13 protein-coding genes and 1 pseudogene are annotated in these 12,771 nt (G+C 65.2%); 8 read left to right on the plus strand and 6 right to left on the minus strand.

Annotated elements, in window-relative coordinates:
• The 6 genes and pseudogenes from AC1RMD_RS19680 to AC1RMD_RS19705 all read left to right on the plus strand — a co-directional run.
• A pseudogene (locus AC1RMD_RS19680) lies at positions 1-866 on the plus strand (hypothetical protein); the annotation flags it as partial.
• Between the two features lie 64 nt (positions 867-930).
• The gene (locus AC1RMD_RS19685; protein ID WP_492928538.1) at positions 931-1,332 is read left to right on the plus strand and encodes a hypothetical protein; all 402 of its coding nucleotides are present in this window, start codon (positions 931-933) and stop codon (positions 1,330-1,332) included.
• A complete protein-coding gene (locus tag AC1RMD_RS19690; protein ID WP_492928540.1) occupies positions 1,329-2,006 on the plus strand; it encodes a C39 family peptidase in 678 nt (225 codons plus the stop codon). Before AC1RMD_RS19685 ends, AC1RMD_RS19690 begins: the two co-directional genes overlap by 4 nt.
• A gap of 12 nt (positions 2,007-2,018) precedes the next feature.
• Positions 2,019-2,510: a hypothetical protein gene (locus AC1RMD_RS19695; protein WP_492928541.1), complete on the plus strand. Its 492-nt coding sequence runs from the start codon at positions 2,019-2,021 to the stop codon at positions 2,508-2,510.
• 21 nt (positions 2,511-2,531) lie between these two features.
• Positions 2,532-3,578 (plus strand): acetate kinase, encoded by a 1,047-nt coding sequence (locus AC1RMD_RS19700; protein WP_492928543.1) that lies wholly within the window; start codon positions 2,532-2,534, stop codon positions 3,576-3,578.
• Positions 3,579-3,647: 69 nt separating this feature from the next.
• Positions 3,648-4,601, plus strand: coding sequence for an MBL fold metallo-hydrolase (locus AC1RMD_RS19705; protein ID WP_492928545.1), 954 nt, complete (start codon positions 3,648-3,650; stop codon positions 4,599-4,601).
• Between the two features lie 95 nt (positions 4,602-4,696).
• Here AC1RMD_RS19705 and AC1RMD_RS19710 read toward each other — a convergent pair whose 3' ends face one another.
• Both AC1RMD_RS19710 and AC1RMD_RS19715 read right to left on the minus strand, forming a co-directional pair.
• Complete coding sequence (locus AC1RMD_RS19710) at positions 4,697-5,752, minus strand: alkene reductase (RefSeq protein ID WP_492928547.1); 1,056 nt, start codon at positions 5,750-5,752, stop codon at positions 4,697-4,699.
• Between the two features lie 10 nt (positions 5,753-5,762).
• Positions 5,763-6,059, minus strand: coding sequence for an ArsR/SmtB family transcription factor (locus tag AC1RMD_RS19715; RefSeq protein ID WP_492928549.1), 297 nt, complete (start codon positions 6,057-6,059; stop codon positions 5,763-5,765).
• Between the two features lie 128 nt (positions 6,060-6,187).
• Between AC1RMD_RS19715 and AC1RMD_RS19720 the strand changes: the two genes are divergently transcribed.
• Positions 6,188-7,234, plus strand: a complete 1,047-nt coding sequence (locus tag AC1RMD_RS19720) for a hypothetical protein (protein ID WP_492928551.1) — start codon at positions 6,188-6,190, stop codon at positions 7,232-7,234.
• On the opposite strand, the gene AC1RMD_RS19725 is transcribed toward AC1RMD_RS19720, so the two are convergent.
• Entirely contained in the window at positions 7,231-7,590 is a 360-nt protein-coding gene (locus tag AC1RMD_RS19725; protein WP_492928555.1) for a DUF1304 domain-containing protein, read from the minus strand. The genes AC1RMD_RS19720 and AC1RMD_RS19725 overlap by 4 nt on opposite strands.
• Positions 7,591-7,705: 115 nt before the next feature.
• On the opposite strand from AC1RMD_RS19725, the gene sugE reads away from it, so the two are divergent.
• Positions 7,706-8,023 (plus strand): quaternary ammonium compound efflux SMR transporter SugE, encoded by a 318-nt coding sequence (sugE, locus tag AC1RMD_RS19730; protein WP_492928558.1) that lies wholly within the window; start codon positions 7,706-7,708, stop codon positions 8,021-8,023.
• Here the strand turns inward: sugE and AC1RMD_RS19735 are convergent, their stop codons facing one another.
• The 3 genes from AC1RMD_RS19735 to AC1RMD_RS19745 form a co-directional block, all read right to left on the minus strand.
• Complete coding sequence (locus AC1RMD_RS19735) at positions 8,024-8,983, minus strand: M14 family metallopeptidase (RefSeq protein ID WP_492928560.1); 960 nt, start codon at positions 8,981-8,983, stop codon at positions 8,024-8,026.
• Between the two features lie 80 nt (positions 8,984-9,063).
• Positions 9,064-9,432, minus strand: a complete 369-nt coding sequence (locus AC1RMD_RS19740; protein ID WP_492928563.1) for a DP-EP family protein — start codon at positions 9,430-9,432, stop codon at positions 9,064-9,066.
• A complete protein-coding gene (locus AC1RMD_RS19745) occupies positions 9,429-12,704 on the minus strand; it encodes an nSTAND1 domain-containing NTPase (RefSeq protein ID WP_492928565.1) in 3,276 nt (1,091 codons plus the stop codon). The genes AC1RMD_RS19740 and AC1RMD_RS19745 overlap by 4 nt, the downstream gene beginning before the upstream one ends.
• Positions 12,705-12,771 lie beyond the last annotated feature (67 nt).

Below are 12,771 nucleotides of genomic sequence, written 5' to 3' on the forward strand. Positions count from 1 at the left end.
GCGCCGGCGGCCTGGGCGGCTCCAGCGGCGCGGCGGCGGGCGGCGCCGGCGGCAGCAATGGCGGCTCGACCGGCGGTAACGGCGGGCTGAGCGGCTCGGCCACCGGCAGCAATGGCGGTAACGGCGGCAATACCGGCACCGCCGGCAATGCCACCGGCGGCGCCGGCGGCTTGACGGGGGCCGGCGGCGCGGGCGCTTCGGGCGGTACGGCCGGTAGTGGTTCGGGCGCGGCCCACACCACTGGCACCGGCGGCGGCGCCAGCACCGGGCCGGCATCGTCGGCCAACACCACCGGCGTGCCGAGCGGCTCCGAACCCGCAGCCACGCCGCCACCCAGCCAGACCTCGACCGGCAGCAGTGGTGCGGGTACGGGCGGGGCTGGTACCTCGGGTAATGCGACCAGCAGCACCGGCACCGCCACCGGCGGCGCAGGCGGCGCCGGTGCGGCAGGCGGCGCCAGCGGGGCCGGCGCGTCCGGCACCGGCGGCAGCAACACGGCGGGCAATGGCGCGGCAGGCGGCGCGGCCACCAGCGGCACGGCCACCAATGGCGATCCCACCAACGGTAGTTCGACCGGCGGCGCCGGCGGCGCCGGCGGCGCGGGTGGCGGCGGCAACACCGGCGGTGCCGGCGGCAGCGGCGGCACCATCACCGGCGGCGCGGCCACCGGTGGCGCCGGGTCCGGTGCGGCGGGCGGTGCCGGCGGCGACATTTCGGTGAATGCGGGCACGTTCAACATGTCCAACACCATGAGCAATGTCGGCCAGTCGGCGGCCGGCATCATGGTCACGGCGCAGAACAGCGGCATCTCGTCACTGGTGCAGCAGAGCGTCAACGTTCAGGCCAACCTGGCGGTCGGCAAGTAAGGCGCCGCGGGATGCAGGCGCGGCGGTACAGCGCGCGCATCCCACCATCTACAGGGGGTACGGTATGCAGATACCAGTCATCAGTTTTTGTACCGCGCTGGCGTTGGCCGGACAGGTGGCGGCGGCGCCGGTGATACCACCGCTGGCGGAGCCGGCCGCGCAATCCCGGCCGGCGTTGCTGCCGGACGCCATCGTCATCACGGCGGCCGATCCCGCCGGCTTTGACGGCTCCTCGCTGCCGGCCGCCAAACTGGCCGGCAAGCGCGCGGGCGCGGAGGTGGTCAACAACGATATGCATTTGAACGGCACCGTCAACGGCAACTCGGCGGTCAATGTCTACACCGGCGCCAACGCCATCAGCAGCGGCTCGTTCAGCAACGCTTCCGGCTTGCCGGTGGCGATACAGAATTCCGGCGCCAATGTGTTGATCCAGAACGCCACCATCATCAACATTCAAATGAAATGAACCAACTCGCATGCATCGCAGTACTGGCCGCCATCGCGTGCGGCCAGGCCGGCGCCGCGGACTTGCCCGGCGTGGCGGGCGGCAGTTATGCGCTGCGCGTCACCAGCCTGAAGGAAGCGCGCTTCCGCTCCACCGTGCGCCAGCAATTCGATTTCAGTTGCGGCTCGGCGGCGGTGGCGACGCTACTGAGCTACCACTACGACACACCCGTCAGCGAACGGCAGGCGTTCGACGCCATGTACGCGCAGGGCGACCAGAAGAAGATACAGCGCGAAGGCTTTTCGCTGCTGGACATGAAGCGCTACCTGGCCACACTGGGCTTTATCGCCGACGGTTACCAGCAACCGCTGCACAAGCTGGCCGAGGCGGCGTTTCCGGCCATCGTGCGGATCCGTGAAAACGGTTACGAACATTTCGTCGTCATCAAGGGCATGGACGAGGGCCGGGTGCTGCTGGGCGATCCGGCCGGCGGCACGCGGGCCGTGCGGCGCGCCGAGTTCGAGGCGCTCTGGCAAGACCAGCTGCTGTTCGTGATACACAACTGGCCGGGCAAGCCGCACTTCAACCAGGCGGCCGAGTGGCGCGTCGCGCCGCGCGCGCCGCTGGGCGAGGGCATCAGCCGCGCCAGCCTGACCGACATCACCTTGCCCAAGAACGGCAGCGGCAATTATTGAACGGAGGCGCGCATGCGCACAAGCATCCTGACCGTGCTGCTGGCCTGCGGGGCGGTGGCACACGCCGGCGATAGGCCGGACCCGACCGACGGCTGGACCGCCGTCGACGATGCGCGGCTGGAGCAGGCGCGCGGCGGCTACGACCTGGGCAACGGGGTGGTGGTCTCGCTAGGTGTCGAACGTTTGGTTTCGATCAATGGCAGTGTTGTAGCGAATAGTCGTTTTGCGATCGCCGATGTGACAAAGTTGAGCGCTGTGGAAGCACAGATGGCCAGCGAGGCGTTGGCCAATGTGGTGGTGCAGAACGGCGTCGGCAACGTGGTCGATCCGTTGCCGGCCACGGCGGGAATGGGCGCCTTGCTGATACAAAACAGCATCAACGACCAGGCCATCCGCAGCCAGACCACGATCAGCACCAGCGTCAGCAACCTGGCGTTGCTCAAGGCCGTCAACTTTGAAACCCTGTTGCGCGATGCCCTGAGCGGTGCGGTGGGACCGAAATGAACACAACCCAGGAGGGCAGCGATGCGAGGTGCAAGATGGCAGGGCGGCGCGGTGGCGCTGTGGGCGTTGGCGGCGTGCGCGGCGGCGCAGGCGCAGGGCGGCGACGCGCAGCCGCCGGCGGTGGCGCCCTTGTTCGAGCAGCCCGGCGTGTTGACGCCGCGCGGCAAGCTGGTGCTGGAGCCGTCGGCGCAGTTCGGCTACTCGTCGAGCAACCGGGTGGTGCTGGTCGGCTACACCATCATTCCGGCCTTGCTGATCGGCCTGGTCGACGTGCGCGAGGTCAAGCGCAACACGCTGACCGGCGCCGTCAGCCTGCGCTACGGCTTGACCAATCGTATCGAGCTGGAGGCGAAGCTGCCCTATGTCTACCGTTCCGATTCCACCGTCAGCCGCGAGATTTTCACCGGCACCGGCGTCGACCATGTGTTCGAGACCAGCGGCAAGGGCGTGGGCGACGCCGAGCTGGCGCTGCGCTACCAGCTCAACCAGGGCGCGCCGGACCGGCCGTACTACGTGGCCGGCTTGCGCGTCAAATCGCGCACCGGCACCGATCCCTTCAGCGTGATCACCGATTGCAGCAAGCGCTGCGTGGGCCCCAACGCCACCGGCACCGGCCTGCCGCTGGAATTGCCGACCGGCTCGGGCTTCTACGCCGTGCAGCCCAGCCTGACGTGGCTGTACGCCAGCGACCCGGCCATCCTGTTCGGCAGCGTCAGCTACCTGTACAACTTCAAGCGCAGCGGCGTCAACCGCAAGGTCTTGAACGGCGACTGGGAGCCGCTGGGCACGGTGGCGCCGGGCGACGTGCTGGGCTTTAATTTCGGCGTCGGCCTGGCGCTCAACGACAAGGCGCTGATCAGCCTGGGGTACGACCACAGCTCGATCGCGCGCACGCGCCAGAACGGCTTGCCGGTGCCCGGTTCGGTGCGCACCCAGCTGGGCACGTTGCTGATGGGCTTGTCGCTACGGCTCAACGACAAGCGCACCATCAACATCGCGGTCGGCGCCGGGCTGACGCGCGATACGCCGGATGTGCAACTATCGTTCCGCATGCCGATGACGTTCTAGGCGAGTTACCAACAAAGTTGATTTTGCGGTATCGTAGCGTCTCTTGATTGTCAAAATAATAGGGACGCTATGCTCACGACCACCTTGATCCGATCCGCAGCCGTGCTGGCGGTGGCCGCCGCCAGTTCGATGGCGCAGGCCGCCGCGCCGATGGCCAAGTTCCAGGCGCCCGGCTTTTACCGCACCACGCTGGGTGATTTCGAGGTCACCGTGCTCAACGACGGCAGCATCGACCTGCCGGTCGAGCAGTTGCTCAAGCAGGCGCCGGCCAAGACCAACGCGGCGCTGGCGAAATCGTTCCTGAAAAGTCCGGTGGAAACCTCGGTCAACGCCTTCCTGATCAACACCGGCGGCAAGCTGGTGCTGATCGACGCCGGCGCCGCCAGCCTGTTCGGCCCGACGGCCGGCAAGCTGCTGGCCAACTTCAAGGCCTCCGGTTACAAGCCGGAGCAGGTGGACGAGATCTACATCAGCCACATGCACGGCGACCACGTCGGCGGGCTGGCGGCCAACGAGCAGCGGGTGTTCCCGAACGCGGTGGTGCGGGCCGGCAAGCTCGATGCGGACCACTACCTGAGCCAGAGCAACCTGGACAAGGCGACCGGTGAAGAGAAGGAAGACTTCCAGGGCGCGATGATGTCGCTCAATCCCTACGTCAAGGCCGGCAAGTTCCAGCCCATCATCGCCAACAGCGAGCTGGTGCCGGGCATCAAATCGTATTTTAACGGCGGGCATACGCCGGGCCACATCACCTACGTGATCGAGAGCGCGGGGCAGAAGCTGGTGTTGCTGGGGGACTTGCTGCACGTGCAGGCGGTGCAGTTTGAAAATCCCGGGGTCGGCGTCAACTTCGACAGCGACAGCAAAGAAGCCATCGCCGAGCGCAAGGAAGCGTTCGCGGCGGCGGCCAAGGGCGGCTACCTGATCGGCGCATCGCACCTGTCCTTCCCGGCGCTGGGCCACGTGCGCGCCAGCGGCAAAGGCTACGACTTCGTGCCGGTCAACTACGCGTTGCCGCGATAAAATGGGGTCAAGTCTGACATTCGGACACGAGCTCAACCGTAGCGATCTCACTACGGTTGAGCTCGTGTCCGAATGTCAGACTTGACCCCCGGGGGTTAGGCCAGCGCCGGGTAGTCGGTGTAGCCTTCTTCGGCAGGGGCGTAGAAGGTTTCGGCTTTCCACTCGTTCAGCGGGGCGTCCAGTTGCAGGCGGCGCGGCAGGTCCGGGTTGGCGATGAAGGCTTTGCCGAAGGCGATGGCGTCGGCGGTGCCGGCGTCCAGCACTTGTTGTGCGGTCTGCTTGTCCATCTTTTCATTGGCGATATACACGCCGCCGAATTCCTGCTTCAGCAACGGTCCCAGGCTGTCTTCGCCCACCGCTTCGCGCGCGCAGATGAAGGCGATCTTGCGCTTGCCCAGCTCGCGCGCCACGTAGCCGAAGGTGGCGGCCGGATTGGAATCGCCCATGTCGTGCGCGTCGCGGCGCGGCGCCAGGTGCATGCCGACGCGGCCGGCGCCCCAGACGGCGATGCAGGCGTCGGTCACTTCCAGCATCAGGCGGGCGCGGTTTTCAATCGGGCCGCCGTAGTTGTCGCTGCGCTGGTTGGTTTTGTCTTGCAGGAACTGGTCGAGCAGGTAGCCGTTGGCGCCGTGGATTTCCACGCCGTCGAAGCCGGCCTTCTTGGCGTTTTCCGCGCCCAGCTTGTAGGCGGCGACGATGCCGGCCAACTCTTCGGTATCGAGCGCGCGCGGCACCGGATAGGCGCGCTGCGGACGCAGCAGGCTGACGTGGCCGTCGGCGGCGATGGCGCTGGCCGACACCGGCGCGTCGCCGTTCAGGAAGCTCGGGTCCGACACGCGGCCCACATGCCACAGCTGGGCGAAGATCACGCCGCCGGCCTGATGCACGGCTTCGGTTACCAGTTTCCAGCCTTCGACCTGCGCGTCCGACCACAGGCCCGGCGTGTCGGCATAGCCCACGCCCTGCGGCGTGACGGCGGTCGCTTCGCTCAGGATCAGGCCGGCGCTGGCGCGCTGCACGTAGTACTCGGCCATCAGCGCGTTCGGCACGCGGGCGCCGCCGACGGCGCGGGCGCGGGTCAGCGGCGCCATGACGATGCGGTTTTTCAGGGTGAGGTCGCCGATGGTGAGCGGGTCGAAAAGATTTGCCATGATGAGTTTCCTATAATGTCATTTGATCGATGAAGGCCTGGATGGTCGCTTCGTCGCGTTTGAAATAATTCCATTGCCCCACGCGGTGCGAGGTGATCAGGCCCGCCTTGAGCAGGGTGGCCAGATGCGCCGACACCGTCGATTGCGACAATGCACAACGCCGGTCGATGAGGCCGGCGCACACCCCCAGGCTCAGCGGATGCTGCTGGTCTGCGAAATACACCTCGGGTTCCTTCAGCCACGCCAGGATCTGGCGCCGCATCGGGTTGGCGAGGGCTTTGTGGATAGCGTCTATGTCCATTTGCATGTAACGATATATGGATCGTCTTTTTCCGATTTCAATATCGGCATATTACGATATAAAAGAAAAACGTGCTGGAGTCCAAAAAATCATTTATGTTATGGGAACATTGTTCGAAGTTTAATGAGGGCCGTATGTCGAGTCATTACCTGGATGTGGCCATCGGGCTGTCCTACACTTTCCTGGCCGTGAGCCTGCTGTGCAGCGCCACGCGCGAAGCGATCGCTTCGTTGTTCCAGACCCGCGCCAAGGTGCTGCTGGACGGCGTGCTGACCATGCTGCACGAGCCGGCCGGCAAGCCTCGCCTGCGCGGCATCATCCCGTCGATCAAACGCTTCCTGCGCATGGACGAGGGCTTCAACCTGGCCAAGCTGGGGCCGCATTCGCTGTCGGCCGCCGTCATGACCCATCCCTTGATTACCGGATTGGCGCAGCAGGGCCGCATGCCGTCCTACATCCCGTCGGCGATTTTCGCGCGGGCCTTTGTCTCGACCCTGACGGCCAAGTACGGCAAGGGACAAACGGCGGCGCTGTTGCTGGCCAACGTGGGCAATGAAGGTTTGAGCCGCACCTTGCTGGCGCTGATGGGCGAGGGCCCGGACGACCTGGCCGCGCTGGAGGGCGCCGTGCGCATCTGGTATGACACGGTGATGGACCGCATCACCGGCTGGTACAAGCGGCGTTCGCAACTGGTGCTGTTTTGCGTCGGCCTGTTCTATGCGTGCGCGATGAATATCGATGCGCTGCAATTGAGCCAGCGTTTGTGGAGCGACAATGCTGCGGCGGCAACGCTGGCGCAGCAGGGCGCCGACGCCATCGCCGCCGGCCGCATGAAACCGGCCGCGGCCGCGCCGGCCGCCACGCCGATGAACCAGGCGGTCGAAGCGAAAAAAGACTGGCAAGCGGTGCAGGCCCTGCCGATAGGCTGGCCGTCGCCGCGCTTTGATGCGGCCAGCGGCAAAGGCGTGGGCGCCTTCATGGCGGCGCTGGCGTTCGCGCTAATGGGCTGGATCATCACGGCCTTCGCCTCATCGCTGGGCGCGCCGTTCTGGTTCGACGGCATCGGCTGGTTGCTGGCCCTGCGCGGCAGCGGCGCCAAGCCGGCCACCGAGCCGGCGCCGGTGGTGATCGAAACCATCACCCTGCCGAGCCTGAACGGCGCCAAGCCTGCAGGCAGTTAGCCGGCGCAGTGCAGGGCCAGCGCGATCAGCGCCGGCAGGGTCTGGATCAGCAGGATAGAACGCTTGACGGTGATGCCGCCCCACACGCCGGCCACCGCCACGCAAGCCAGGCCGAATACCGTGAAGGCCGAGGCGATGGCCGGATTCGGATGCACGAAGCCCACCACCAGCGCCGCCACCAGGAAGCCGTTGTAGCAGCCCTGGTTGGACATGGCCGGCTGCACGATGTCGGCCTTTTCCTGCGTCAACCCGAACACGCGGCGGCCGCGCGTTTGAAACAGCACCGTTTCCAACAGCACGATGTAGACATGTATCAGCGCCACCAGGCCGGTGACGATCTGCGCCAGTAATTGCATGGATGCTCCTCCTTGTTATTGATGAAGCATTATGGCCTGCGGCGGGCGCGGCGGGAAGCCGCCAGCAGAGATTCGCCGCAGCTGATATAGTTTCCGGCAATTTTGGAGACACTCGATGACCTGGATAATTCTCATCCTGGCCGGCCTGCTGGAAGTGACCTGGGCGGTCGGACTCAAATACACCGACGGCTTCAGCAAACCGCTGCCGACTGCCCTGGCGCTGGCCGCCATGGCCGGCAGCGTCGCCTTGCTGGGCCTGGCGTTGCGCACGCTGCCGCTGGGCACCGCCTACGCCATCTGGACCGGCATCGGCACCGTCGGCACCGTGATCTTCGGCATCGTCGTGCTCAACGAACCGGCCAGCGCGCTGCGCGTGGGCTGCATCGCCATGATCATCGGCGGCATCGTCGGCCTGAAACTGTCGGCCGTCTGATCAGAAGCCGGGATTGGCGCGGGTGAGGTAATACCATTCGCTGTTGGCGCCGGCCGCGGCGTCGGGGAACAGAATGCGGCCGTCGAACTCGGCCAGCACCGGCGTGCCGTCGGCGCGCGTGCCGATCTGCTCGCCTTGCCGCAGCGGATCGAAGCTGGACCAGGCGCGGCTGAAGCTGTCGTCGGCATGCTGCTTGTCGTAGACCGCGACCATGCTGAGCGCCTCCATCGCCTCGTCGGCGATCGGCGGCGGCGATGGCGCATCGATCAGGCCGAGGAAGGCGAGGGTGTTGACGATGGCGCGATAGCCGACCTCGGGCGCTTGCGGATCGGCGTGCTGGCCGCATTCGAGCGTCAGCGCGTAGCCGCCGGTGCTGCGCATGTATTCGGTGGTGCCGATGCCATAGCGCAGCACGGTTTCCAGCTGGCTGTCGTCGCGCAGGCGGCGCTGCACGCCGGCGCCGTAGGTGCGCAGCCAGCCATCGACAAAGCGCCGCACGCCCAGCCGGCGCGCCATTGCGCGTTCCTGCCGCTGGTGCTTGAAGGGTTCGAGCGGACCGTCGTTGTCGCGCGGGCCGACCATGACGAAGGGCTCGCTGGCGGCGTTGAACGAGTGCAGGTCCAGCAGCACGTCGTGCTGCGCCAACAGCGGGCACAGCCAGTTGGCCACGCGGTCTTCGAAGTCTTGCGGATTCGGGTTGGGGAACAGGTTGCGGTTCAGGTTGCGCTCGCCGGAGCGTTCGCCCTTGGCGTAGGCCAGCGGATTGGCGACCGGCACGAAGGTGACGCTGCCCTGGCGTATCGTCAGCGCGCCAGTGTCGAGCTGCTGCATCACGCGCGTGATGGCCTTGGTGCCGCAGGTCTCGTTGCCATGCACGGCGCCGGTGACGATCAGCCGCGTGCCGGGCCGTTGGCCCCCGTATTGCACGGATTTGAATTGCAAGGCGTCGGTGGCGATCATGCCTGCTCCATCAGAGTCATCAGAATAAACAGTTTATACCTGGTCCGATGCCCGTCGCTGCAGCATCGGACTGGATCAGATTAGCCGCCTTCAGGCTCGTTCTCGACTTGTGGGTCGTGCATGAATTGCACGCCGTCGTCATCCTTGAAGTGGAGCGTGATGTTCATCGTTATCTTGGAGGTGTTGGCATCGCTGAAGGTCAGCTGTTTACCGCTGATGCTGATGCTCTCCTCGCTCAATTGATCGTTGTCTTCTGGTATTACAGTCATGCCGGTGAATACGATATTGTCACTGCCGCTATCGAAAATCTGGTAGTTGATGATCGTATCGGGTTGGGAAACGCGAAGAACGGCAGGCATGGTTTCGACCTTGTAGCTGCCTGGCTTGACGCCCGGCCGGACCTTTACCAAAATGTTGATGAATGGTGTACATGCGATGAATTTGCTCATGAACTTGCTTTCTTCAGTGGGTGGGTGGAAAGGTATTGCAAGTAGGCGGGATCACGATACGACATCGCCTCAAGTTGTTTGCGCATAGGCGCCGCTTGTTCATGCTGTCCAAGGCATGCGTGGGCTTTGACCCATGGGGCAAGGACCCGGAAATCGGCGCTCCCTTTGACCAATGGCCGCAGTAATGTCTGCACGGTTTCGCAGCGACGATGGGCGATGTCTGCATTGTGATGTGCGCTCAGATCGGCATCCAGGAGTAGCGCGTCGATCAAGACAGAGCGTATCAGTTGGTCAGCTGGCGTGGCGGAGTAAAGCTGCTCCAGCTTCTCGACGGCTGGTGCCAAGTTGGCGCTGGCGTCTGCGTGCCGGTGCTCCTGTAGTTGAATCGTCGCCTTGAGCCGCCGCACCCTGGCCTGGACCATTTGAAGGTTTAGTTTTTTGGGTTCCAGACGGATGAGTTCCGAAAAATTCTGCTCCAGTTTATCCAGCCGCGCAAGTTTCGACGCCGGTTTCTGATCGTCGTTTTCCGTTTCAATGAGACCCACCTCGGCGATGTACAAATTGCGCTGCCAGTTTCGGTTGCTTGCATCTTTCTCCACGATGGTTTGTAGCAGCGTGTAGGCCTGTTGCATGGCCTCGTGACTGGCGGAGAGATCGCCGCGCGCCAGCCGGCGGTCGGCCTGATGCGACCATGCAGATGACAGCCGGTTGACCCACAAGGTATCGGCTGGATAGGTGTCGCGCAGTGTTTGCAGCAAAGCGAGCTCGCGAGCACCCAGCGTTTCGGCCAAGGCCAACTGGCCCAATTGCATCTGGGTGCGCGCCTGCCACGACAGGCTATCGGCAAGGTCAGCAGCGAGACGTTTATTTTTTGGCGTTTGAGCGTAGGCACGTTGTTTCAAATCGACGGACAGCGCAAATTCCTCGGCCGCGTGCTGAGCATCGCCGCGCCGCAACGCGACGGTGCCAAGGTTGTTGTGGGCATAGGACTGCTCAATCCAGGCATCCGCCGAAGTCGGCGCAACCACCGCTTGACGGTCGGCGTACGCCCGGTATTGCTCAAAATATTCCTGCGATTTGCCCCATGCTTTCTGATCAAGCTGAATCTGCCCTAGCCAAAAGGCATTTTCGCCAGCACTCTTGAGCAGCGCCAGGTCATTGGGTTTGGATTTCAGTTGCTGACGAAGGATGTCACGGCCCGCCAGCAGCGCGGTGTTGGCGGCGGCGGGATCGCCACGTGAAATCTTGACTTCCGACAGCACTTGCAAGGACTTGGCACGTTGGGCCAATGCCGCCTCGCCATCATCGCTGCGCGCCGGACTGGACAAGTACTTCAGCGCGCGGTTGCTGACGCTGTCGAGCAGGTCCAGCTTGCCCAATGGGCGCAGCTTGTCGACGAAGTCGCCCAGCATATAACCCATCAACTCCTCGGCCTCGGTGCGGTGCTGTTCGGCCGCCTGCTGCGCCGAGCGCGCCATCAGGAACAGGCCGCCGGCCAGTAGCGCCAGGCCGGCCATGACGATGGTGATCGTCAGCCGCAGCCGCTCGCCGCGCCGCACGCCTTGCAGCGAGGCGTGGACAAAGGCCTGCTCCTGCGGCGTAAAGCTGAAGTCGCTGGTCTTGAGCAACTGGCGCGCCTGATTGGCCTGGGTGCCGGACGGCAGCAGCATGTCGGGCTTGCGGCCGCTGTCCTGCCAGCGCTTGGCTTGCGCGCTGATGCGGCTGCGCACCTGCAAGGCCTGGCGGTGTTCCTCGATCCACGCCACCACGCGCGGCCAGCGCCGCAGCAGCGCTTCGTGGGCGATGCCGAAGGCCGGCGCGCCGCCGTGCAGATCGCTGACGAACAGGTGGGCGTCGACCAGCGCCTGCACCAGCCCGTGATCGGCCTCGTTGCGCAGCGCCGACCACGGCACGCGGCGCGAGGTGACGGTGGACTCGTCCTCGGCCACCAGCACCAGTTGCGACAGCACCTGCGGCAGCGCGGCGATCTGGGCGCTGCTCAGCGCCGAGATGACTTGCTCGGCGCGCGCGCCGATCGCGCCTTCCAGCCCGCCCAGCGCGTGGAAGCTGGCGTGGCTCAGCTCACCGTCGGGAGTGCGCAGGCGGTACAGCTCTTGCAGACAGTATTGCAGCAGCGGCAGCGTGTCCGGGCCGGCCTTGGCGGCGTCGATCAGCACCTGGTCCAGCGCTTCGCCGCTGGCCGCGTCGACCGTGTAGCGCAGCTGCGCCACCTGCACCGGGTGGCGGATGATCTGGGCGATGTCGGCCGCGCCGGGCGGCGCCAGGTCGAAGTGGCCGCCGCGCAGCTTCATGCTCATCAGCGCCGGGTAGGCCGTCAGGTGAGGGTAGAAGTCGTTGCGGCAGGCCAGCACGAACAGGATGCAGCCGGAACGCGCCAGCTGGTCGAGCACGTGGATGAACACGGCCCGCTCCTGCTCGCCGATATGCGGCAGCCGGAAGATGGCTTCGAAGCGGTCGATGAACAGCATCAGCCGGATCGATGGCAGTTGCGCCTGCAGCTGGGCGATCAGGCCCTGCAGGTCTTGCGCCATGCGCTGGGCCAGCGCCACGGCGCTGGTGTTGTCGAACAGCAGATTGCCGTCCAGTTCGGCATCGAGCAATACGCTGGCCAGGGTGTCGAGCAGGCCGGCCTGGCCCATGTCGGCGCAATCCAGCTGCAGATGGCTGGCGATCGCCAGGCCGGACTCGGCCGGCGCGGCGCCCGCCTTCAGGGCCGGGATCAGGCCGGCCTGGACCAGCGAGGTCTTGCCGGCGCCGGACGGTCCCAGCACCAGCACCATCGCGCAGGCGGCCTGCACCTGGCTGACCACCACCTGCACCAGTTGGTCGACGCCGAGCTTGCGGCCGAAGAAGATCGCGGCGTGTTGTTCCTCGAACGCTTCCAGGCCGCGGAACGGCGAGGCGTGCAGCCAGCTGCCGTTGCTGACGTCGTCGTCGTAGCTCAGCTCGGCCAACAGGCGATAGCCGCGCTTGCGGATGGTTTCGATATAGCGTGGCTCGACCGCCGAATCGTCGAGCGCCCGGCGCAGCTGGGTGATGATTTTGTGGACCGCGTTGTCGCTGGGCGAGATGTCGCCCCAGCAGGCGTCAAGCAAGGTTTCGGCGGAGATCACCACGTGCGGATGTTTGCACAGATGCAACAAAACATCCATGGCACGTGGTTCCAGCTGGCGGTTCAGATCGCCGCAACTGAGTGTATTGGTGGCGGGATCGACCCGCCACTGCCCGAAACGAAAGCTTTTGTGGTTCACGCGGACCTTCTTTGTTCAGTAATAAATACTTTGTAATCAATGACTTGGGCTTCGGAAGGTTTTCGGA

Source organism: Duganella sp. GW822-FHT06D06, assembly GCF_058799615.1.

Coding starts and splice junctions, on each gene's coding strand:
- AC1RMD_RS19685 (WP_492928538.1), top strand. CDS start 931: ATGCAGATACCAGTCATCAGTTTTTGTACCGCGCTGGCGTTGGCCGGA.
- AC1RMD_RS19690 (WP_492928540.1), top strand. CDS start 1,329: ATGAACCAACTCGCATGCATCGCAGTACTGGCCGCCATCGCGTGCGGC.
- AC1RMD_RS19695 (WP_492928541.1), top strand. CDS start 2,019: ATGCGCACAAGCATCCTGACCGTGCTGCTGGCCTGCGGGGCGGTGGCA.
- AC1RMD_RS19700 (WP_492928543.1), top strand. CDS start 2,532: ATGCGAGGTGCAAGATGGCAGGGCGGCGCGGTGGCGCTGTGGGCGTTG.
- AC1RMD_RS19705 (WP_492928545.1), top strand. CDS start 3,648: ATGCTCACGACCACCTTGATCCGATCCGCAGCCGTGCTGGCGGTGGCC.
- AC1RMD_RS19710 (WP_492928547.1), bottom strand. CDS start 5,752: ATGGCAAATCTTTTCGACCCGCTCACCATCGGCGACCTCACCCTGAAA.
- AC1RMD_RS19715 (WP_492928549.1), bottom strand. CDS start 6,059: ATGCAAATGGACATAGACGCTATCCACAAAGCCCTCGCCAACCCGATG.
- AC1RMD_RS19720 (WP_492928551.1), top strand. CDS start 6,188: ATGTCGAGTCATTACCTGGATGTGGCCATCGGGCTGTCCTACACTTTC.
- AC1RMD_RS19725 (WP_492928555.1), bottom strand. CDS start 7,590: ATGCAATTACTGGCGCAGATCGTCACCGGCCTGGTGGCGCTGATACAT.
- sugE (WP_492928558.1), top strand. CDS start 7,706: ATGACCTGGATAATTCTCATCCTGGCCGGCCTGCTGGAAGTGACCTGG.
- AC1RMD_RS19735 (WP_492928560.1), bottom strand. CDS start 8,983: ATGATCGCCACCGACGCCTTGCAATTCAAATCCGTGCAATACGGGGGC.
- AC1RMD_RS19740 (WP_492928563.1), bottom strand. CDS start 9,432: ATGAGCAAATTCATCGCATGTACACCATTCATCAACATTTTGGTAAAG.